This is a genomic window from Acinetobacter sp. CWB-B33 (assembly GCF_039655955.1).
GTDB lineage: Bacteria > Pseudomonadota > Gammaproteobacteria > Pseudomonadales > Moraxellaceae > Acinetobacter > Acinetobacter bouvetii.
The window spans coordinates 150,519-170,164 of record NZ_JAGFEU010000002.1 but is presented as its reverse complement, the minus strand read 5'-3'; the positions used below and the strand labels follow the sequence as shown (position 1 = coordinate 170,164).

Sequence of the window (19,646 nt, the reverse complement as noted above, 5' to 3'; positions counted from 1 at the left end):
GGCTGAACAGCTTTCCGCTGATCCGAAAAGCCTCCTGCATTGGAGGCTTTTTTCATGCGCAGCGGCCAAGCGAATCAATAATGAGAATGAGAATAAATATTATCTTTAAATACATATTCTCTTCTTAATCTAAGGTTATAATTCGCAGCAACTTGCCACTTGCCTAAACATTGATTGCCATGTTTAAAAAGACCCTCTTCCAAATTCACTGGTTCCTCGGAATCAGCGCCGGTTTAATCCTTTCTATTATGGGGGTGACGGGCGCAATCTATTCTTATGAACAGCCGATTCAAAAATGGCTGAATCAGGAAAGCTACACGGTAAAAGCCGAACAAAAAGAAAAACTGACGCCTGCGCAAATTTATCAGCATTTTCAGCAGACCGATCCTTCTATAAAAATCAACAGCATCACCATAGATCATGACCCTGCGGCCTCTTCTTCCGTCAATATCGTAAAAGAAGGCGCGCGCAAGGGCTATAACATGATGATTAACCCTTACTCAGCTGAAATATTGCCCGAAGTCAAAGGCCGTGAATTTTTCCAATTCATTCAGCAGCTGCACCGCAATTTAACTGTAGGTGAGTTTGGCAAGCAGCTGACAGGCGCATCCACCCTGATCTTAATTTATTTTATTTTGAGCGGGATTTATTTACGCTGGCCTAAAAAGCATTCATTCAAACAATGGCTGATGGTCAAGCCGCAATTAAGAGGCCGCAATTTCCTGTGGGACTTGCATGCCGTGATTGGCACATGGGTCGTCATTTTCTATCTGCTGCTGGCGTTTACAGGGCTGTACTGGTCGTATGGCTGGTGGCGGGACGGCATGTTTAAAGTGATGGGAGTAGAGCGTCCGCAGGCCGAAATGCAGGCTAAAAATGGGGCCGGCAAAGGCGGTGATGGGCCGCGTGAAGGCCAAGAGCAGCCGCGCGCTGGACAAAAACCAGCAGGGTCTGCAGAACAGGCTGAAGGTAAACAAGAAGGCCGCGGAGAGAAAAAAGGCTTAAAGCCTGAACAGATCAATCTTGCACTTGCCCAAACGTGGACAGGCTTCAATGCTCAAGTGGGCCGTGAATATTCAAGCATTACCTTCAATATTCCTAAAAAAGCCAATGGCGAACTGGAAATCCAGTTTACAGATGCAGTGCCGCAGCATGAGCGCGCACGCAATAAAGCCACCTATGATTATTCAGCAGCCAAGATTCAAAAATTAGAGCTGTACGAAGACAAAAAGCTCAACGAAAAAATCATGAGCAGCATGCTGCCTGTGCACCGCGGCAGCTTCTTTGGCCCGGTCTATCAGTTCGCAGCGATGCTGGCTTCTTTGATCATGCCGCTGTTCTTTGTGACTGGCTGGATGCTGTATCTGAAGCGCCGCAAGCAAAAACGCTTAGCCGTGCAGGCGCGCAGCAGCTTAGCGCCTATATCCGCAGATCCAAATGCCCAGCCTTGGCTCATCGTCTATGCCTCGCAAACAGGCTTAGCCGAACAACTGGCTTGGCGCACAGCCGTCAGCCTGCAGGAAGCGCGCCAGCCCGCCGCGGTCAAAGCAGTTCAACAGCTGACTATGGATGACCTTAATCAAGCCACGCAACTCCTGATGATTGCCAGCACCTACGGCACAGGCGAAGCGCCGGACTCAGCTTCTGCTTTTGAGAAAAAACTCATGTCGCAGCAGCAGGACCTCAGCCATCTGAAGTTTGCCGTGCTGGCCCTCGGATCCAAAGAATACCCTGACAGCTATTGCGCTTTTGGCCATAGAGCATTCACTTGGCTGTCTCAAAATGGCGCCAATGCACTCTTTGATGCCATTGAAGTGAATAATGGCGATGCAGCTGCCGTACAGCAATGGAATACAGCTTTAGCGGCAGTGACTAAGCTGGATCTGCAGGCCATGACGATCAATAAGACTTTTGATGTCTGGACACTTAAACAGCGCACGCTGTTGAACCCAGGCAGCCTGGGCTCCCCTGCCTTTAACTTGGAATTCACTCCAAAACATGAAGTGCATTGGCAAGCCGGCGATATTGCTGAAATCCAGCCTGGCAACAGTGCAGCGCGCATTGAGGCTTTCTTGGCTCAATACAGCATCAGCGCAAATGCACCGGTTGAATCCACCGCCAGAAGCATTGCAGAAATGCTCTGGAACCGTGATTTAACTGTAGAAGCCGAACCTTTTGCCACTCTGGATCATTTGCTGGAACAGCTTCCGGTTCTGCCTTCCCGCGAGTATTCCATTGCCAGCATTCCTGAACAGCAAGTCTTGCGTTTAGTGGTGCGTCAGCAATCCGATGCTCAAGGGCAGCTTGGCCTAGGTTCTGGCTGGCTGACCCAGCATGCTGCCGTCAACAGTGAAATTGCCATGCGCATCCGCACCAATGAATCCTTCCATCTGATTCATGATAACCGCCCGATTATCCTCATCGGCAACGGCACAGGCATTGCCGGCTTAATGAGCCTGCTCAGTTCACGCATCCGTTCAAGCTATACAGACAACTGGCTGATTTTCGGTGAACGCCAGCGCGAGCATGATTTCTTTTTCCAAAGCACCATCGAAGCTTGGCAAAGTACAGGCATGCTGCAGCGCCTAGACTTGGCTTTCTCACGCGATCAGGCTGAAAAAATCTATGTGCACCATAAACTGCGGGAACAGGCTGCTGAACTGCAAAAATGGATCGAAAATGGTGCAGTGATTTATGTGTGCGGCAGCATCAACGGCATGGCCAGCGATGTAGATTCGGCCTTGCGGGATATTCTAGGCGAAGCTGCGCTGGATCAGCTGAAACAGGATGGCCGCTACCGCCGCGATGTTTACTAAGCCGAATCATTGCGCTTTAAGCCAATAAAAAACCGAGCCTCAGCGCTCGGTTTTTTATTGGCATCAAATTGTTTAAACTGCTCAATCTACTCCAGCAAAATACTTGAGCTGTATGAAAAGAGTCCTGCTGTTTGCCTTTGGGTTTCTCTTAATCGTGGATGGCCTGTGGCTGCTGTCTTTGGACAAAATTCACTTAGGCATTGTCCTGCCCATTTTCATTGGCCTGATCTTTATGATGACGGCCATATTTTATGGCGCTATTCAGCGCTTTTTAGCTCAGCATCCAAAACTTCATTCTTTTTGGCGGGTCAGCTGGGCAAGTTTCTGGCTCTGGTTAATAAGTTTGGCTGGATTCTTTGCCTATCTGCAATACAGTTCACAGCAGTCCGCCAGCATTCCCAAAGTCCGCGCCATTATCGTATTGGGCAGCGGCATTGAAAATGGACAGCCTTCACCGACACTCAAAGCCCGCTTGGATGCAGCCGTTCCAGCGGCACAGCAAAACCCTCAGGCAGCCATCATTATGACAGGCGGTTACGGCAGGCATGAAAAAGTGTCTGAAGCCGCAGTCATGCGGCAATATATGCTGCAGGCACATCATTTGCCGGCGCAGCGGATTTATTTAGAAGATCAAAGCACCAGTACCGCATTAAATCTGGCGAACAGCAAAGCGGTTTTGGCTCAGCTGCATATTCGTGCCGATCAGCCGGTTGCTATCGTCAGCAGTGACTTTCATCTGCCTCGCGCAGCGGCTATTGCCAAACACGAAGGCTACAGCCATATTTACACAATCAGTGCGCCAACACCGCTGTATATCCGCTATAACTCTTGGCTGCGTGAATATTTCGCGTTTCTAAGCGGCTGGCTGCTGAATGAATATTAGTACACAGGCTAATGAAAACTTTTAATTGATTCGGATATTGCGCGGCAATGGAATATTCAGATCTTTAAAAAAATCAGGCTTTTGCACGTAGACCTGATATAAATAATTTTTTAAATCCAGCAGCAGTTTTTCAGGCGCCACCAAAATATTCTGCCCTTCCGGGGTTAGATCCATAGACACGGCTGTGTTTTGTTCACGCAAGAACGGAATCACTTTTTCAATGAAATCTTTCAGGCTGATTTCCTGCGTTTCGTAATTCGCCCAATTGTCTTTAATTAATAATTTTGCGAGGCTTTTATTTTTCCAGACAGCAAAGGCTTTTTGCCCTGTGGGTGTTGCGCATAATGCCCAGCCGTCCTGATACAATGCGATCAATCCAGCTTGCGCAACCATAGTTTCAATAAATTGTTTATAAATGTCTTGAGGATTGTAAGATGCTGTTTGAGTTTTAGCCGCTGCCTTGCGCTGATATGGATTTCTCATAGATCACATAGATGTATTAAAATTATTATAGACTGCAAATTCTATGAAAAAATAAACTATTAGGCAAGCTTTAGAAGAAATATATGGTGGGCGCTGACGGGATCGAACCGCCGACATTCTGCTTGTAAGGCAGACGCTCTACCAACTGAGCTAAGCGCCCTGAGGAATAAAAACAACGCTGTTGTTTTTATGATGCAAGACAAACGGAGTGCGTAGTCTTGGTATTTGAAACATCTTAAATCTCAGGAATTTAAGACATTTTAAGATAAATGGCGCAGCGGACGGGACTCGAACCCGCGACCCCCGGCGTGACAGGCCGGTATTCTAACCAACTGAACTACCGCTGCATCACGTTACTTCTAGGAAGTACACTCTATATCTTAAAAGATATGGTGGGCGCTGACGGGATCGAACCGCCGACATTCTGCTTGTAAGGCAGACGCTCTACCAACTGAGCTAAGCGCCCTTTAAGGGTTTGGTGCATTTATTCTTAAAATGGCGCAGCGGACGGGACTCGAACCCGCGACCCCCGGCGTGACAGGCCGGTATTCTAACCAACTGAACTACCGCTGCATCACAAAGAATATGGTGGGCGCTGACGGGATCGAACCGCCGACATTCTGCTTGTAAGGCAGACGCTCTACCAACTGAGCTAAGCGCCCTCAAAAGATCGATCATGTAAATGGCGCAGCGGACGGGACTCGAACCCGCGACCCCCGGCGTGACAGGCCGGTATTCTAACCAACTGAACTACCGCTGCATTTACACAATGTCGCTATTGTGGTTCAAACGAATATTAAGACTTAAAGTGGCGCAGCGGACGGGACTCGAACCCGCGACCCCCGGCGTGACAGGCCGGTATTCTAACCAACTGAACTACCGCTGCACTTTAATATCTTAACGCTGAAAAAGCTTGGTGGGCGCTGACGGGATCGAACCGCCGACATTCTGCTTGTAAGGCAGACGCTCTACCAACTGAGCTAAGCGCCCTTTCAAAACGTCTTCATCGTTTGATGAGGTGCATTATAGAGAATCTTGACCGAGTGTCAAACGCTTTTCTGCGAGTTTTCCACTTTTTAAGCCTGAGTGATTAAAAAATAGGTGATATGCTGTAAAAACCTGCATTTTTTGTATAATTTTTAAATGCATATCTAAATTCAGCTACTTTTTAACAGCCATTCTTCAATACAAATACTGCTTTTTACCGCCTAAATTTCTCATCAATTGACAGCTTGATTATTTTAGCTTCAATTTAAATCATCATATGCCAAATATGATAAGCCTCATCTCTCAGCCTTGTCTTCTTTAGCGCTCTTCTGATGCAAAAAAGAACTGAAAGGCCTCAGCAGCTGCGGCGCTGAGCATATTCTGTACATGCTGCTTTGATGCAGCATTCCCCCTTTATTCTGCAATATAAACCAAAGCCTGCTCTGGAATCAGCTCAAACACTTCTGCAATATCGCTGTTGCGCATGCGGATGCAGCCGTGTGACATTGGAATGCCCATCGGTTCAGAGTCCGGCGTACCGTGAATATAAATATAGCGCTGATAGGTATCGCAGCCGTCTCCGCAGTTAAACCCATCTTCCAAGCCGCTTAGCCAGAGTATACGTGATAATATCCAGTCACGTTCAGGATGCTGTGCCGCTAATTCCTGGCTGTAAATCTCCCCTGTCGGCTTGCGGGCAATAAATACTGTGTTTAAAGGCTGCTCAGCTCCAAACTTCTCAGCAATAGCATGCCAGCCGCGCGGCGTTTTGCCGCTGTTTTCTGCTTCCCCAATGCCATTTTTACCTGTAGAAATCACATAAAATTTATTCAGCTTATTTAAGCTTAAAGTCTGATGCTTTAAATCAATGATAATGTCAGCTTGATCCAGCGCGTATTGCGTCATTTGTCTTTCTCAGTCTTTTCACAATTCATATTGATGCTTAACTGCGGAGGCTCTGGGCGCAGCCACAGCCAGACGGCTACCAGCAGCATCGTCACATCCGTAAAAACCTTCACCGCAAAGGGTGCGCTGGTAAACAGCATAATCATGCCGCTGATCAGCATCATAATGCTGGCAATCCACTTGGCTTTGCGCGGTACTGTGCCATTTTCGCGCCATGCGCGCAGGGTCGGACCATATTTAGGATGGTTCAGAAGCCATTCATCCATCTGCGGCCAGCCCTTGGACGCCGCCCAAGCGGCCAAAATCAAAAACACTGTTGTTGGCATTCCCGGCAATATTGCGCCGATAAAACCCAGTATGACAAAAATCACCACAAGGCTTCGCCAAAACAACGTCTTCATACCACAGCCCAAATTTCAGAATTAAGGTAGTATAAAGTGTTTTTGCAATTTATCCGTTGTTATTCTGCACTTTCCTCAGGCGATACATGCACCTTATTTTTTTAAATACTGATCTGGATGAACGCTGGCTGCAATTGTCACAGCCGCTGGTCCGCCAACTGGCATTTTGCATCGGCAGCGCCAATATTCTTGGCTGCCTGCCTGCTGAACTGCCCATAACGCATTCATTTCAATTTCATGAAAATGCCGTCTGGGCAACGCATTTAGACAATTATTGGCTGCGCCTGCAGTATTTAGATCAGCATCCTTATGAGCTGATCCGCTTTCTGCAGCGATTAAAAAGCACCCGGCTGGGTTTGCGTTTCGAAATGTTTATTTGGTTTTGGCTGCTTGACCATCAATACCACCCCTATCAACTGCTGGGCCACAGCATTCAAAAAATTGCCGGCGCACGCACGCTGGGTGAACTGGATTTTGTATTATTCAACAGCGCAACACATGAAGTAGAACACTGGGAAGTAGCGCTGAAGTATTATTTAGCGGAGCGCGATTTTTCACTGCCCTTTTGGTACGGCCTGAACCGCACAGATACGCTCAGCCGGAAACTGCAGCATTTTACAGCAAAGCAGTTCCAATTTTCCGATGCTTTGGAACAGCCTATTCAGCGCCGCTACTGCATTTTAAAAGGCCAGTTATACCTGCCGGCAGCCAGCGCCGAGGCAGCCCTGCCCGCCTGGATTAATCCTGCGCGCAGAATCGGCTTATGGGGACACCAAATCCCGGAAAAATCTCAAGGCTTTTACCGCCTGCAGCGCCACGAATGGATTTGCTCCAATCCGTCCGCCAGCAGCCTAAGCCCAAAATGGTGGACGGATGGCCTATATAAGTCGGCACAGCATGAGCACTACTATATGTACCGTCAGCCCAGCTTACTGGCGAAGCATGTCTGATGCTGCTGTCAGATCAAGGTATTACATTTGCTTACCGAAGCACTATAAAAACTGTATACAGTTTAACCAGTGTATTTTTTAATCTAACTCTCACATCAGAATAATTTAATTATTCATAATTATGGAGATGATGATGAAAAAAATTCTTGCTGCTTCACTGATCGTGGCTTTTGCTTTAACGGGCTGCAACACATTCAAAGGTTTTGGTAAAGATGTATCGAAAGCGGGCGATGCAGTCACCAATACCGCGGAAAAAACCGAAAATAAAATGTAATTTATCCTATCCATCAAAAACCTTATCGGCTGATAAGGTTTTTTTACGTTTAATTTTTCCCTTATTTTGCTGATTCGCCTATTATATTGCGACATTTTAGACTTTAAGATTCAGCATGACTTCATCATCAGCGACCCTCGATCTCAGCCTAGAGCTTCTGCGTCAGCCTTCAGTAACTCCTGTCGATCACACCTGTCAAACCATTATGGCGGACCGCTTGGAAAAAGCAGGCTTCACTATTGAACATATGCGTTTTGATGACGTTGATAACTTGTGGGCGCGCCGCGGTGCGGAGTCTCCTGTTTTCTGTTTTGCCGGGCATACCGATGTGGTTCCGACGGGCAGTCTGGAAGACTGGAATTCAAACCCCTTTTTTCCTGAAATCCGCGACGGCAAGCTTTATGGCCGCGGCAGCGCAGATATGAAAACCGCGCTGGCAGCAATGGTGGTTGCTTCTGAACGCTTCACTGCAAAGCATCCAAATCATAAAGGCTCAATCGCTTTTTTAATTACGTCGGATGAAGAAGGCCCATCTATTAACGGCACTGTGAAAGTCGTAGAAACACTGGAAGCCCGCAATGAAAAAATGGACTGGTGCTTAGTCGGCGAACCATCAAGCACAAATACGCTGGGCGATATTGTTAAAAATGGCCGCCGCGGGTCTTTAAATGCCAAACTCACGGTAAAAGGCAAGCAAGGCCATGTAGCGTATCCGCATCTTGCGGTGAATCCGATTCATTCGGCGTCTAAAGCCCTTGCAGAATTGTGTGAAACTGTTTGGGACAACGGCAATGAGTACTTCCCGGCAACCTCTTTCCAAATTTCAAATATTCATTCAGGCACTGGCGCGACCAACGTGGTTCCGGGCACAATGACATCGCTGTTTAACTTCCGCTACTCGACCGAAGTTACTGCAGAAGAACTCAAATCCCGCACGCTGGAAATTTTAGACCGCCACAATGTTGATTATGATATCGAATGGACGCTGTCTGGCTTGCCGTTTTTGACCCCAGTCGGTGAGCTGGTGAATGCGGCGAAAACAGCGATCCTGAATGTTACAGGTGTTGAAACTGAGCTTTCCACCAGCGGCGGCACATCGGATGGGCGCTTTATTGCACCGACGGGCGCTCAAGTGCTGGAGCTGGGCGTTCTGAACGCCACCATTCATCAGATCAATGAACATGTGAATGTGAATGATTTAGAGCCTTTGGCTGAAATTTATGAGCAAATTTTAGAAGGCTTATTGGCTTAATTAAAACCATGCATAAAAAAAGGAACTCCGCGGAGTTCCTTTTTTTATGATTAATATTCTGCAAGCTTACAAGCCAATAGCTGACTGAATATGAGTCAAATTCGGTATGTGATAGATCTGGTCACCCATGCGCACATATTGGAAAATGGCCGGGTCAGTCATAACATGATCTTCATCCACAATTTCTGAAATACGCAAACGGACTGATTTCGGCATTTCATTGCACATCAGCGCAAAGCGCTGACTGACATCTTCACCTTCAATGACCAGCGCCACGCCATTTAGACGTTCAGGCTCATTCACCGCATAAACCGGCAAATTCAATTCATGCCATTGCACGCTTTGCACCTGAGTTTCACTGTCCAGTGCTGACAAGACAATATTTTGCGGCAGCAGCATCGGCTCTTTGCCATGGCAATCAATGATATATGCATCAATAAATCCGGTAGAAACCGTAATTAAATGCTGCAGCTCCTGCTGGCTAATCTCATTGGATACAGTAGTCTGACTCATTGATTACTCCTGTTTCTCTGCAATTAAACTTTCAATATTGGCCAGCAGTTCCGCTTCCTGGAATGGCTTGCCCATATAGTGCGTTACACCCAAGCTGAACGCGCGCTCACGGTGTTTTTCACCAGTACGCGAGGTAATCATGATAATCGGCAAGTCTTGGTGAATGTCATGATGGCGAACCAAGTTCGTCACTTCAAAACCATCCATGCGCGGCATTTCAATATCCAGCAGCATCAAGTCTGGTCTTACATTTTCCAGCTGTTCTATGGCGTCCACACCATCTTTCGCCGTCACAATGTCATAGCCTTGACGTTCCAGCAGGCGCGATGTCACCTTACGCACCGTTACCGAGTCATCCACAATCATGACTAAGCGGCGCGCATTGCCGTGGCGTGACAGATCACGCTGATCTTTACTGCGCTTAACGCGCTGTGTCGCCTGAATCTGACGCGCAATGCTCTGGCCGTCCAAAATTAAGCAAACTTGGCCATCACCCAGAATCGTGGCGCCTGCGATCACGCCAACATTAGAGAACTGCTGGCCAATTGGTTTAACCACAATTTGCGCACGCGAGCCAATCAGCTGATCAACCAGCAGCGCAATGGTTTGGCCGCTGTTGCCTTTAATCAGCAGCACCGGCAAGGAGTGCGCGATTTGGCCTAAACGCGGTGTAGGCAAATTAGAAACGAACTCGGATAAATAGCGCAATTTGTAATGCGTATTGTCAATTTTAAAGGTATCTGCCTTGCTGCTGAAATAGTCTTCCAGCGCTGACGGCGCAATACGCACAATACGGTCAATTTGCGCCAGAGAAATCGCAAACTGCTGATCACCGGCTTTCACCATCAAGGCATCACTGACCGCCACGGTGGTCGGCACACGGATAGTAAAGGACGTGCCTTTGCCCAATTCAGACTCGACCGTTACATGCCCGCCCAGCGCTTTAATTTCACTTTGCACAACATCCAGACCTACCCCGCGTCCGGAAATTTGCGTAACAGCCTGCGCGGTACTGAAGCCCGGATGGAAAATCAGCTGCAGAATTTCCTGCTTATCCAAGAGCTGATCTTCTTTGATCAAACCTTGGCTTAAGGCTTTGGCTTTAATCTTCCCTTCATCAATGCCTTTGCCGTCATCACTGAACGTGACCAGAACATCGGTGCCTTGACGGCTGATGTTTAAAACAATGTTGCCCACTTCCGGCTTGTTCAGCGCTATGCGGTCAGCCGTATCTTCCAAGCCATGGTCGATCGCGTTACGGAGCATGTGTTCAAATGGCGTCACCAGGCGCTCTAAAATCGTACGGTCCAGCTCACCTTCGGTATTCTGCACAATCAATTCTGCAGGACGGTTCAAGGTAGATGAAGTTTGACGCACAATACGCTGCAAACGCGGCAGCATGCGCGAGAACGGCACCAGACGGGTGCGCATCAGGCTTTCTTGAATTTCAGCCTGAATGCGTGATTGCTGAAGCAGCAAGCCTTCGGTATCGCGGATTTTTTCAGACAGCGTACTCTTAAAGTCAACCAAATCCGATGCAGATTCAGCCAGAGATTTAGACAGCTGGTTCAGCGATGAATACTGGTCCATTTCCAATGGGTCAAAATCGGCATAGCGCGAATTTTCAGAGCCATGCTTCGCAATAATCTGCGACTCCAGCTCGCCTTCCATTCGGCGCAGCTGGTCCGCCAAACGCTTGATGGCCAATTCCATCTCGTTCAGGGTATTGCCCAGCTGTCCCAAATCCATCTCAATACGCGAACGGTTGATTGAGTTTTCGCCCGCCAAGTCAATCATTTTCTCAACCAGATCAGCCGAAATTCGGATCATCTCGTTGCTGTTGTCTGACTTAAGCGTGTCTGACCACTCACCTTGCATCGATGGCGGCTCTGCGCCATCGCCTTGGATGAATTCAAAACCGCGCGACGCAGGGCTTTGCTCAGACCGAGTGAAGCTGTTTGGCAGCTGTGCTGTTACATTGACAAATTCAATTGAATCCAGACTGAATTTAATGCTGTCAAAATTGCTGTAGTCTTTCTCGAAGATCGCCTGCTTTAACCAGCTGACAGTCGTTTGCAGCAAATCATCATAAACATTAGAGCTGAAATGATGTACAGCAAATTGCTCAAAGGTTGTTTCCAGCTGGTAAGAAATCGCCGCAACAGGCTCATTCTCCACCATACGCGCGCCGCCTTTAATACTGTGGGCTGCACGCTGCAGTTGAAGCAAAATGCTGCGGTCACTGCGCTGTTCAAACCATTTTGCCAGCAGCTGTTCTGTATTTTCCAATACTTCTTCAGCTTCTTCCAAGAAGGTTTCCTCAACAACAGTCCGCAGCGCTTGATCTTCATCCGAGCTAACCCGCTCACCCGCTGCAGCTGCGCTTTGCTCAATCAAAGGCTGCGGCATTTCGACCGGTGCTGTTTCTTCTGCAGGCGCTGCGCTGCCTTCAGTTTCAACTGCAGCTGGAAACACCTGTTCTGGCTCTTCCGCAACAGCTTCCGCCGCATATGCTTGATCCGCCGCCTGGCCTTCCTCAGCGGCCTCTTCTTTAACAGCGGCAGCTTGCCCTGCAGACAGAGACTGAATGTTTTGAACAATATCAATCACCGCATGCGCAGGATAATCGATATTTTGATCACGGATCGTCTGGATACGGTCAGAAACATCATCCTGAACTAAGCGGATGATTTGAATCAGCGCTGGATTGATGGCAATTTGCTGGCGGATAATGCGTTCATAAACAAATTCCAGCTCATGTGCAATTAAGCCGATATGCGTGGCTGAAATCATATTTGCACCGCCTTTCAAGGTGTGCAAATAACGCATCAAGTTGTTCAGGGCGCCAATATTGCTTTGATCTTTTGCCCAAGTGCTTAAATCATCATCAATACCCGACAGCAGTTCATCCGCTTCTTCCAGGAAGATAGCCAGCAAGTCTTCATCAAAGTCTTTATTTGCCTCAGCAGATTGAAGCTGAGCGCGCTCCGCGGCAATCCGCTGACTTAACTGCGCATAGTCCACACCAGCCGGAACAGCTGCTTCTAACGGAGTCTGCGCTTCTTTTGGCTGTGCATGAACAGCAGCCTGCTCTACATCCTGCTGAACAAAAGCAGACAGCTCACTGAGCAATTTTTGCGCTTCAGCATTCAAAACCACACGCTGACCTGCAGCCAAGGTATCGAACAAATGAATAAACTCTTGATGCGCTTGCGCAAACAGTTCATACGCATAGTTGAGGTTCATCAGCTCTGGCTTCTCGACCAGCACATCATAGCCCTGCTTCAATTCTGCAGTGAATGCATGGATTCCTGCAGAAGCGCGGTTATCCGTGTGATCCAGCAGCAATTTCGCCTGTGAACTCAACACAGTCAGATATTCTGGAAATTCTGCTTTAGCGCGGCTGTCAAATTCAAACTCTGCATCCAGCAGCTGATCAATATTCAATTCGATCAGCTTAGACACTAGGCCTTGCGGGTTAATATCTGCACTGACGTCTTCAGCGGCAAAACCGTAATCATTCCATGCTGTGCTGAATGTTTCATAGATCGCATCCAGCTGGCTGCTGGAGCCTTGACGCATAGTCAGCAGATAGTCACGGACAAATTCAGCGTACTGAATCAGCAATGCGCTTTCTTTTGAGGTAGAGACTATGTCTTCCTGCAGCAAGGTTTTAAACAGGTTTTCAACTTTTGTGCTGGCTTCAAAAATCTGATCAATTTGCGCCATTGATGAGCTGCCGCGCAGGGTATGCAAGGCGCGGATCAGGCCATTATAATCCTGAGTTTGCTCATTTTCTGTTTTCAGGAACTGATCAATGGTATGCAAATGCTCTTCAGCTTCTTCAATAAAGATCGAAACTGTTTCTTCAATATAGTGGTCTTCACTTTCAGCAGCAGAGACTGCTCCTGCTTCCGCATTTTCAGCCGCATCAGCCAGTTCCAGGCCGGTCAACACGCTTGGAGCATTTAAAGTATCGGCCAGGCTTAATAATTCTTGCAGCGCCGGCTCGGGGCTGAGTCCCTGCTGCAGCTGCTGGCCCAATAAAACCAAAGGGCGCAAGTCAATATCCAGCTCTTCTACCGTTTTAAACCGCGGATACAACTTATACTGATAAACATTTAAAACTGTTTGAGCAAATTTCTGGATGACGGGCGTCAGCACAACTGTGCCTGAAAGGACACGGTTAAGCGTATCTTCCACAACCCATGCAGTTTCACCGGCAGATTTAGCGCCCACCATGCGTCCAGAACCTTTTAAAGTATGGAAATGGCGGCGAATCGTAGTCAGCGTTTCTGGATTGTTCGGTTCTTCTAGCCAACCAGTAAATAAAGAATTTAATTCAGCAAAGATTTCTTCTATTTCTTCAACAAAAATTTCTAAAATTTCTGCATCTTGATCTAGATAGCTGTCTTCCGGAAGCGTAGTCGTTTCTACTAAATTTTTTAATATTTCTTTCATAGCTAAGGCTTCTTACGTTTTTGCCACCAAGCAGGGTGCTCAAACTTAATTGTAACCATCACGCGTGACTCAACTTGTTTTCGCTGAGTTCATCTTGACGATGCTTTATCTGTGTTTCGTAATGCGCCTCACCCTTAAGCAAGGCGCATTTCCCCAAAGCCTTCTGACTTAGTCTGGAAGTTTAAAGTCAGATACAGATTCACGTAATGATTCGGCCATGTTCGCCAATTCAGATACCGAACGTGCAGTATCAAAGGTTGCAGTTGTGGTTTGAGATGTAATTTCCTGTACAACATTCATCGTTGTCGCAATATGGCCCGCAGAAGCAGACTGAAGTTTTGCAGCATCGGAAATGTTCGCAATCAGTTTTGCCAAGTTGCCAGATACGTTCTGAATTTCATCCAGTGCAACACCGGCATCCTTAGATAAGTTTGCACCGCGGACAACCTCAGAAGTGGTCTGCTCCATGGAAATAACCGCTTCGTTGGTATCGGTCTGAATGGTTTTTACCAAGCCTTCAATCTGTTTGGTTGCCGATGCTGAACGCTCAGCCAGACGCTGTACTTCATCCGCTACCACGGCGAAACCGCGGCCTGCTTCACCCGCCATAGACGCCTGAATCGCAGCGTTCAATGCCAAAATGTTCGTTTGGTCGGCAATATCGTTAATCAGGGCAACAATGTTACCAATCTCTTGCGAAGATTCACCCAAACGCTTAATACGTTTTGAAGTTTCCTGGATCTGTTCACGAATCGTGTCCATCCCCTCAATTGAGCGGTTTACAACTTGCGCGCCATTGGCAGCAATTTGTACTGAACGTTCTGCTACCACAGCAGACTCATCGGCGTTGGCAGATACCTGGTCAATAGACATTGCCATTTCGTTAATCGCCGCAGATGCTCCCGCAATCTCTTGCGCCTGATGTTCTGATGCTTCAGCCAGCTGGTTGGTGATGCCCTGCGTATTCGCCGTATACTGCGCAACTTCTTGAGAAGTTTCTGTAATACGCGATACAAGGTCACGCAACTGGTCAATTGCGAAGTTAATCGAGTCGGCGATAGCGCCCGTGAAGTCTTCAGATACCGTTGCATATGAACGCAAGTCACCGTCCGCCAAGTCCGCGATCTCATCCAGTAAACGCAAAATCGCATTCTGGTTACGGTCGTATTCTTCCTGTAAGCGGCTTACACGCTGTTTATCTGATTGGCCACGTAAAGCCAGCAGGCGGAATACACAAATTAAGAAGCCGACTAAGCACAGTAGCAGGAACAGTGCAGGAATCGCAATTTCCAGGTTAGAACCGCTTGACAGTTTATTTAAGCTTGTCAACAGTTCATCAGACTGAGCAAAAATAGAAGCAGAAGCCTGACGCACTTTTACAATTTGTGTTGAGTTTTTAAGAATGGTTGCTGCAGCGGATTTCAGTACATCATCATACTCTGCTTTAATGCCCGCTAAAGACTCACGCAAAGACTCATCCGAAATGCGCTCTACACCCAGTTCCGCGCTGCCGTTCAGCTGTGCATTCAAGTATGACCCGAATGTTTCGGTGTCGGCACTGAAGTCATCCGCAGATTCACGCGAACTTTCACTGCCCGTTAATACTGAACTGATTGAACGGAGAATACGTTCCGCAATGAATACTTGGTTTTTCGCAATCACTACCTGGTTGGACGGCATATTTTGACGCGCCATTTGGTCAACCATCAGGTTGTATTCAGCCTGAATACCAGGGATGGTTTCACCAATGGCAATGTTCGTGTCATACAATTTGTTAATGATTTTCTGTTGTGAAGAAATCAGCGTAATGCTGTCAGAAACTTTCTGCCACTGTGTTTCAACCGTTTTCAATGCTTGCGTTGCTGGATGCGTATCTTTCACCGTCTCTAAGTTGGCTGCGAAAGCGGCTTGAGATTCGGTCAGCTTTTTGATTGATTCCGGCGTGCCTGATGCCGTCGCTTCCGTCGCTTGACGCGAAATGGTTTGCGACAATAGGCGCAATTCACCCAGGCTTCGCGTCAACTCATTATTACGAGGAACACTGTAAAAAAGATACAGCAGCAAGAAAATTGCCACAAATAAACAGAAGGCTGCGCCCAAGATTAAAGGCTTAGACTTTTCACTATCACCAAATACGCGCGATAACTGCTCTGTTTGTGATTGAAACTTGGCTAATAAAGCATTACCGCTTTTACGGCCAGTGCTTTCGCCCGTATTTTTCTTCTTAAGTTTAAAGCCCATGCAGCCTCTCCCCGTTTTCGACCTAGATGTTTAGGTGCGACAATTAATTTATAAATTTTATTGATGCGTTCATATATTTAGGATTTTGCATCAAGCTGCTGAATAAGAAGACATGCCACTGCTGGTTATGCTGGTGAAAATATCCTTTGCAATATTCTGTTAAATTGCTGTCTAACTCAGTGCCCGCAGAAAAGTAACTTTTCTTATTGAAATGCTGAATCCCCAAAACCTGATCCACGACTAAACCGACATAATGGTCATTATGAGTGATGCACAGTACTTTTTGAGTCGGCGAGTAACTGCTCCGATGGCCCGAAATGTAGTGCGCTAAATCAGACACTGACAGTAAACGGCCCCGAATATTCGCCAACCCCTGCACCCAAGACTGCGTATTCGGCACTGGGGTGCATTTTGGCGGATAGATTACTTCAGATACTTCACCCAAAGGAGCAACAAAATATTGCCCCATCATCTCAAAAGCAATGCCTGACCATCGGTTTACTTCATTTTCGGTAGAAACGTAGTTTTTGTTGCCACGCTTTGCTATTCGAAGTAATTCGATAAATCCATTTGCTGCCATAGAGCTTTATCCTGCATTGAGGTGTTGCTTAATCACATCAATTAATTGTTTTTCATCAACAGGCTTAGTCAAATAGTCAGCTGCGCCTTGACGCTTGCCCCAAACGCGGTCAGTGGCCTGATCCTTGGTGCTGACAATGACAATAGGAATGTGCTTAGTGGTTGCGCCGCGTGCAATCTGACGAGTCGCCTGAAAGCCGTTCACACCTGGCATTACCACATCCATCAAAACTAAATCCGGCAATTCAGCTTGCGCCATGGTCACACCGTCCGCACCGTTTGAAGCCTCAATCACTTCAAAACCATGCTTCCCTAAAATCTCTTTGAAACGGAAAGTTTCTGTCGGTGAATCGTCCACGATTAAAATACGCGCCATTCCATTACCCCAAAAAATAAATCTTTATTAAACAGTTACGTGATTACGGATAGCATTCAGCAATTCATCTTTGCTGAATGGCTTGGTTAAATATTCGTCCGAACCTACGACACGCCCCTTCGCCTGGTCAAACAAGCCGTCTTTACTTGAAAGCATGACGACTGGAATATTTTGATAATTTTGTGAATTTTTGATGAGCGCGCAAGTTTGATAACCGTCCAGGCGCGGCATCATGATATCAACAAAAACAATATCTGGATTTGCTTCAGCAATTTTAGACAGCGCTTCGAAACCATCTACTGCTGTGACCACTTCACATCCTTCACGCTGAAGCAGTGTTTCTGCTGTACGACGGATGGTTTTTGAATCATCAATCACCATGACTTTTAGATTTTGGAATTTATCGTCCATTTAATGACCCTACCATTTTTAGATGTACAAACAAATTTTGTGAGCAGCTATATTTTTACAAGTTATTAACATTTTTAACATATATTTACTTGCTTTTTCAATGAGCATTTTCTGCTCGACCGCACATTAAACAATAATAACAACAACCGTTTCACACTTCCTAATGACCAACGATTTTTTTTTGTCTGGGAATGGTTTTTAATTCTATCTTTTAGGACTAATATAACATTTTTATTACTTTAAAATAAGTAATTTAGTCAACTTTAAACTGGGGAGTCCAATGCTGAGTCAGTTTAGAAAAAAACTTACTTTCATTGAAGATCAAAGCATGTCTAAAAAAATTATTTTTATTGCTTGTCTATTGTCAAAGATGGCCTTTGCCGCGGCTCCAGCTTCCCAGCAGCCTAAAAGCGCCTGGTACCGCTACTATGACAGCAAAGGTGTGGCCAATATCAGCACCAGCGTGACTCCCAACCATATCCGCTACGGCTACGAAGCGCTTGATCAGAATATGCAGGTGATTAAGCGCAATAAGCCTTATAATGCAGAAGCAGACATTAAGCAAGCGCCTCAGCGCGCAGCCCAGGCCCAGCAAATAGCGAATGACAGCAAGCTCAAACGGGCCTATGGAAACAGCAGCACAGCGCTGCTGAAGAAAAAAGACGCGCTGACCCAAATCAACAAGCAGCTGGTTTTTCAGCAGGAACAATTGAAACAGCTGCAAAATGACCGTATTGTATTCGTCCGTCAAGAGCGTGAACATTTCCGCAAAGGCGAAACTGTGCCTGCGCAGTTAAAAACGATGCTTACGAATAATCAAAAAAATATCGTAATAAAAAAAGAATACATTCAATCTTTACAAACAAGCTATCGAAATACAGCAGCGGAATACGACAGAATTATTTCACGTTTAAAAGCAATGGAATAGTTTTATTTATTCGATTGCAGCGGTTCACAGCTGAATAAAAAGGACGATCATGCGATCAGCACAGCACTTTACTTTTTTTAATGGGAACCGCACTACCCATTTTTTAAAATCCGGCGTTCTTTGCCTGAGCATAGCGCTCAGCGCATGCCAAAAAAATGAAACAGCGCAGCCCGCTGAAAGTGTAAAAACCATTGAACTCATTCAGCAGGATCTGGTTGCGGTACAGCATGGCGCATCCGTCAGCAGAACTGATTTTACCGGCACCGTCCGCGCAGTCAACCAAAGCAGCATTCAAGCGCAAGTCACCGCAACCGCAGCCGCTGTCAATGCGCAAATCGGACAGTCTGTCGTCAAGGGTCAGGTGCTTATCCGTTTAAACAATCAGGACAATGCGGCCCGCTTGGCGCAAGCCAAAGCCAATCTCGCTTCGGCTCAAGCGCAGGCCAATCAGGCCAAACTGATGATGCAGCGCAAACAGCGCTTATTGAATCAGGGATTTATTTCTAAAGTGGATTTTGAACAAAGCAAAGTCGACTATCAGGCGCAGCTGGAAAATGTCAATGCTCAGCAGTCAAATGTGGATATAGCCCGCAAAGCGGATCAGGATGGCACTATTTACAGCCCTATCAGCGGAGTCATCACTAAGCGTCAGGTTGAACCGGGGCAAACGGTTGCTGCAGGCGCAACCCTGTTTGAAATTGTCGATCCCAGCCATTTGGAAATACAAGCGCAGCTGCCGAGCGATATGCAGTCTGCATTAAAAATTGGACAGGCCATTGAATACAGCATTCAAGGCAACCCGAATAAGCTGACCGCAACATTATCCCGCATTTCGCCGATTGCAGATCAAGCCAGCCGCCAAATTGATTTTTTTGCAGAGCCATCTGAACGCATCAATTCGCGCAGTATCGGCGCTTTTGTTGAAGGCTCTATTTTAGGCTCAAATCAGGTTTCAGGACAGCTGATTCCGCTGGATACGGTGCATGACATTCAAGCCAAACCCTATGTTTGGGCAGTGCGCCAGCATAAAATCGCCCGCTTGAATGTCACCGTGTTAGAGCAGCGCTACAGCACTAATACCGCTGTGGTCAGCGGCCTTGAAAGCAGCGATTTAATCAGCCGCGTTAAATTTTCAGAAGATGATATTCACAAAGAAGTCAGCGTCAACAAAGAATAAATAAAAAA

General features: G+C 46.9%; 16 protein-coding genes and 8 tRNA genes. 7 read left to right on the top strand and 17 right to left on the bottom strand.

The genetic code is table 11. From position 1 onward, the window contains the following. The first annotated feature begins 179 nt into the window (after positions 1–179). Together JZ784_RS07110 and JZ784_RS07105 are read left to right on the top strand one after the other, a co-directional pair. On the top strand, positions 180–2,816 hold the full coding sequence (locus tag JZ784_RS07110) for a PepSY domain-containing protein (protein ID WP_346314360.1): 2,637 nt from the start codon (positions 180–182) through the stop codon (positions 2,814–2,816). Positions 2,817–2,928: 112 nt separating this feature from the next. Then, entirely contained in the window at positions 2,929–3,699 is a 771-nt protein-coding gene (locus JZ784_RS07105) for a YdcF family protein (protein WP_346314359.1), read from the top strand. Between the two features lie 21 nt (positions 3,700–3,720). Here JZ784_RS07105 and JZ784_RS07100 read toward each other — a convergent pair whose 3' ends face one another. From JZ784_RS07100 to JZ784_RS07050, 11 genes are all read right to left on the bottom strand, one after another. After that, on the bottom strand, positions 3,721–4,182 hold the full coding sequence (locus tag JZ784_RS07100; protein WP_005008074.1) for a DUF2750 domain-containing protein: 462 nt from the start codon (positions 4,180–4,182) through the stop codon (positions 3,721–3,723). An 84-nt stretch (positions 4,183–4,266) separates the two neighbouring features. Continuing rightward, positions 4,267–4,342: transfer RNA gene (locus JZ784_RS07095), tRNA-Val, on the bottom strand. Positions 4,343–4,452: 110 nt separating this feature from the next. Then, positions 4,453–4,529: transfer RNA gene (locus JZ784_RS07090), tRNA-Asp, on the bottom strand. Between the two features lie 43 nt (positions 4,530–4,572). Then, positions 4,573–4,648 (bottom strand) — tRNA-Val (locus JZ784_RS07085). Positions 4,649–4,678: 30 nt separating this feature from the next. After that, positions 4,679–4,755, bottom strand: a tRNA-Asp gene (locus JZ784_RS07080). A gap of 13 nt (positions 4,756–4,768) precedes the next feature. Then, positions 4,769–4,844, bottom strand: a tRNA-Val gene (locus JZ784_RS07075). A gap of 21 nt (positions 4,845–4,865) precedes the next feature. Beyond that, positions 4,866–4,942: transfer RNA gene (locus JZ784_RS07070), tRNA-Asp, on the bottom strand. 49 nt (positions 4,943–4,991) lie between these two features. Further along, positions 4,992–5,068: transfer RNA gene (locus JZ784_RS07065), tRNA-Asp, on the bottom strand. A 28-nt stretch (positions 5,069–5,096) separates the two neighbouring features. Beyond that, positions 5,097–5,172 (bottom strand) — tRNA-Val (locus tag JZ784_RS07060). A gap of 411 nt (positions 5,173–5,583) precedes the next feature. Next, on the bottom strand, positions 5,584–6,075 hold the full coding sequence (gene elsL, locus JZ784_RS07055; RefSeq protein WP_346314358.1) for a cell wall-recycling L,D-carboxypeptidase ElsL: 492 nt from the start codon (positions 6,073–6,075) through the stop codon (positions 5,584–5,586). Continuing rightward, entirely contained in the window at positions 6,072–6,476 is a 405-nt protein-coding gene (locus JZ784_RS07050) for a YbaN family protein (protein WP_005008071.1), read from the bottom strand. Before JZ784_RS07050 ends, elsL begins: the two co-directional genes overlap by 4 nt. Before the next feature lie 86 nt (positions 6,477–6,562). On the opposite strand from JZ784_RS07050, the gene JZ784_RS07045 reads away from it, so the two are divergent. The 3 genes from JZ784_RS07045 (at position 6,563) to dapE (ending at position 8,952) form a co-directional block, all read left to right on the top strand. After that, on the top strand, positions 6,563–7,426 hold the full coding sequence (locus JZ784_RS07045; protein ID WP_346314357.1) for a DUF1853 family protein: 864 nt from the start codon (positions 6,563–6,565) through the stop codon (positions 7,424–7,426). A gap of 130 nt (positions 7,427–7,556) precedes the next feature. Then, positions 7,557–7,700: an entericidin A/B family lipoprotein gene (locus tag JZ784_RS07040; RefSeq protein WP_099048129.1), complete on the top strand. Its 144-nt coding sequence runs from the start codon at positions 7,557–7,559 to the stop codon at positions 7,698–7,700. A 115-nt stretch (positions 7,701–7,815) separates the two neighbouring features. Further along, positions 7,816–8,952 carry a succinyl-diaminopimelate desuccinylase gene (dapE, locus tag JZ784_RS07035; protein WP_346314356.1) on the top strand — a complete coding sequence of 379 codons (1,137 nt, stop codon included), beginning with the start codon at positions 7,816–7,818 and terminating at the stop codon, positions 8,950–8,952. A 66-nt stretch (positions 8,953–9,018) separates the two neighbouring features. Here the strand turns inward: dapE and JZ784_RS07030 are convergent, their stop codons facing one another. The 6 genes from JZ784_RS07030 to pilG form a co-directional block, all read right to left on the bottom strand. Further along, positions 9,019–9,465 carry a hypothetical protein gene (locus JZ784_RS07030; RefSeq protein ID WP_346314355.1) on the bottom strand — a complete coding sequence of 149 codons (447 nt, stop codon included), beginning with the start codon at positions 9,463–9,465 and terminating at the stop codon, positions 9,019–9,021. A gap of 3 nt (positions 9,466–9,468) precedes the next feature. Then, positions 9,469–13,926, bottom strand: a complete 4,458-nt coding sequence (locus tag JZ784_RS07025; protein ID WP_346314354.1) for an Hpt domain-containing protein — start codon at positions 13,924–13,926, stop codon at positions 9,469–9,471. A gap of 168 nt (positions 13,927–14,094) precedes the next feature. Then, the gene (locus JZ784_RS07020; protein ID WP_346314353.1) at positions 14,095–16,167 is read right to left on the bottom strand and encodes a methyl-accepting chemotaxis protein; all 2,073 of its coding nucleotides are present in this window, start codon (positions 16,165–16,167) and stop codon (positions 14,095–14,097) included. Between the two features lie 43 nt (positions 16,168–16,210). Beyond that, a complete protein-coding gene (locus tag JZ784_RS07015; protein WP_219189985.1) occupies positions 16,211–16,747 on the bottom strand; it encodes a chemotaxis protein CheW in 537 nt (178 codons plus the stop codon). A gap of 6 nt (positions 16,748–16,753) precedes the next feature. Continuing rightward, the gene (locus JZ784_RS07010; protein ID WP_005008058.1) at positions 16,754–17,122 is read right to left on the bottom strand and encodes a response regulator; all 369 of its coding nucleotides are present in this window, start codon (positions 17,120–17,122) and stop codon (positions 16,754–16,756) included. Between the two features lie 27 nt (positions 17,123–17,149). After that, the gene (gene pilG, locus JZ784_RS07005; protein WP_005008057.1) at positions 17,150–17,533 is read right to left on the bottom strand and encodes a twitching motility response regulator PilG; all 384 of its coding nucleotides are present in this window, start codon (positions 17,531–17,533) and stop codon (positions 17,150–17,152) included. 280 nt (positions 17,534–17,813) lie between these two features. On the opposite strand from pilG, the gene JZ784_RS07000 reads away from it, so the two are divergent. Further along, entirely contained in the window at positions 17,814–18,461 is a 648-nt protein-coding gene (locus tag JZ784_RS07000; protein WP_005008056.1) for a hypothetical protein, read from the top strand. A gap of 49 nt (positions 18,462–18,510) precedes the next feature. Continuing rightward, positions 18,511–19,638, top strand: a complete 1,128-nt coding sequence (locus JZ784_RS06995; protein ID WP_346314352.1) for an efflux RND transporter periplasmic adaptor subunit — start codon at positions 18,511–18,513, stop codon at positions 19,636–19,638. Positions 19,639–19,646: the final 8 nt, after the last annotated feature.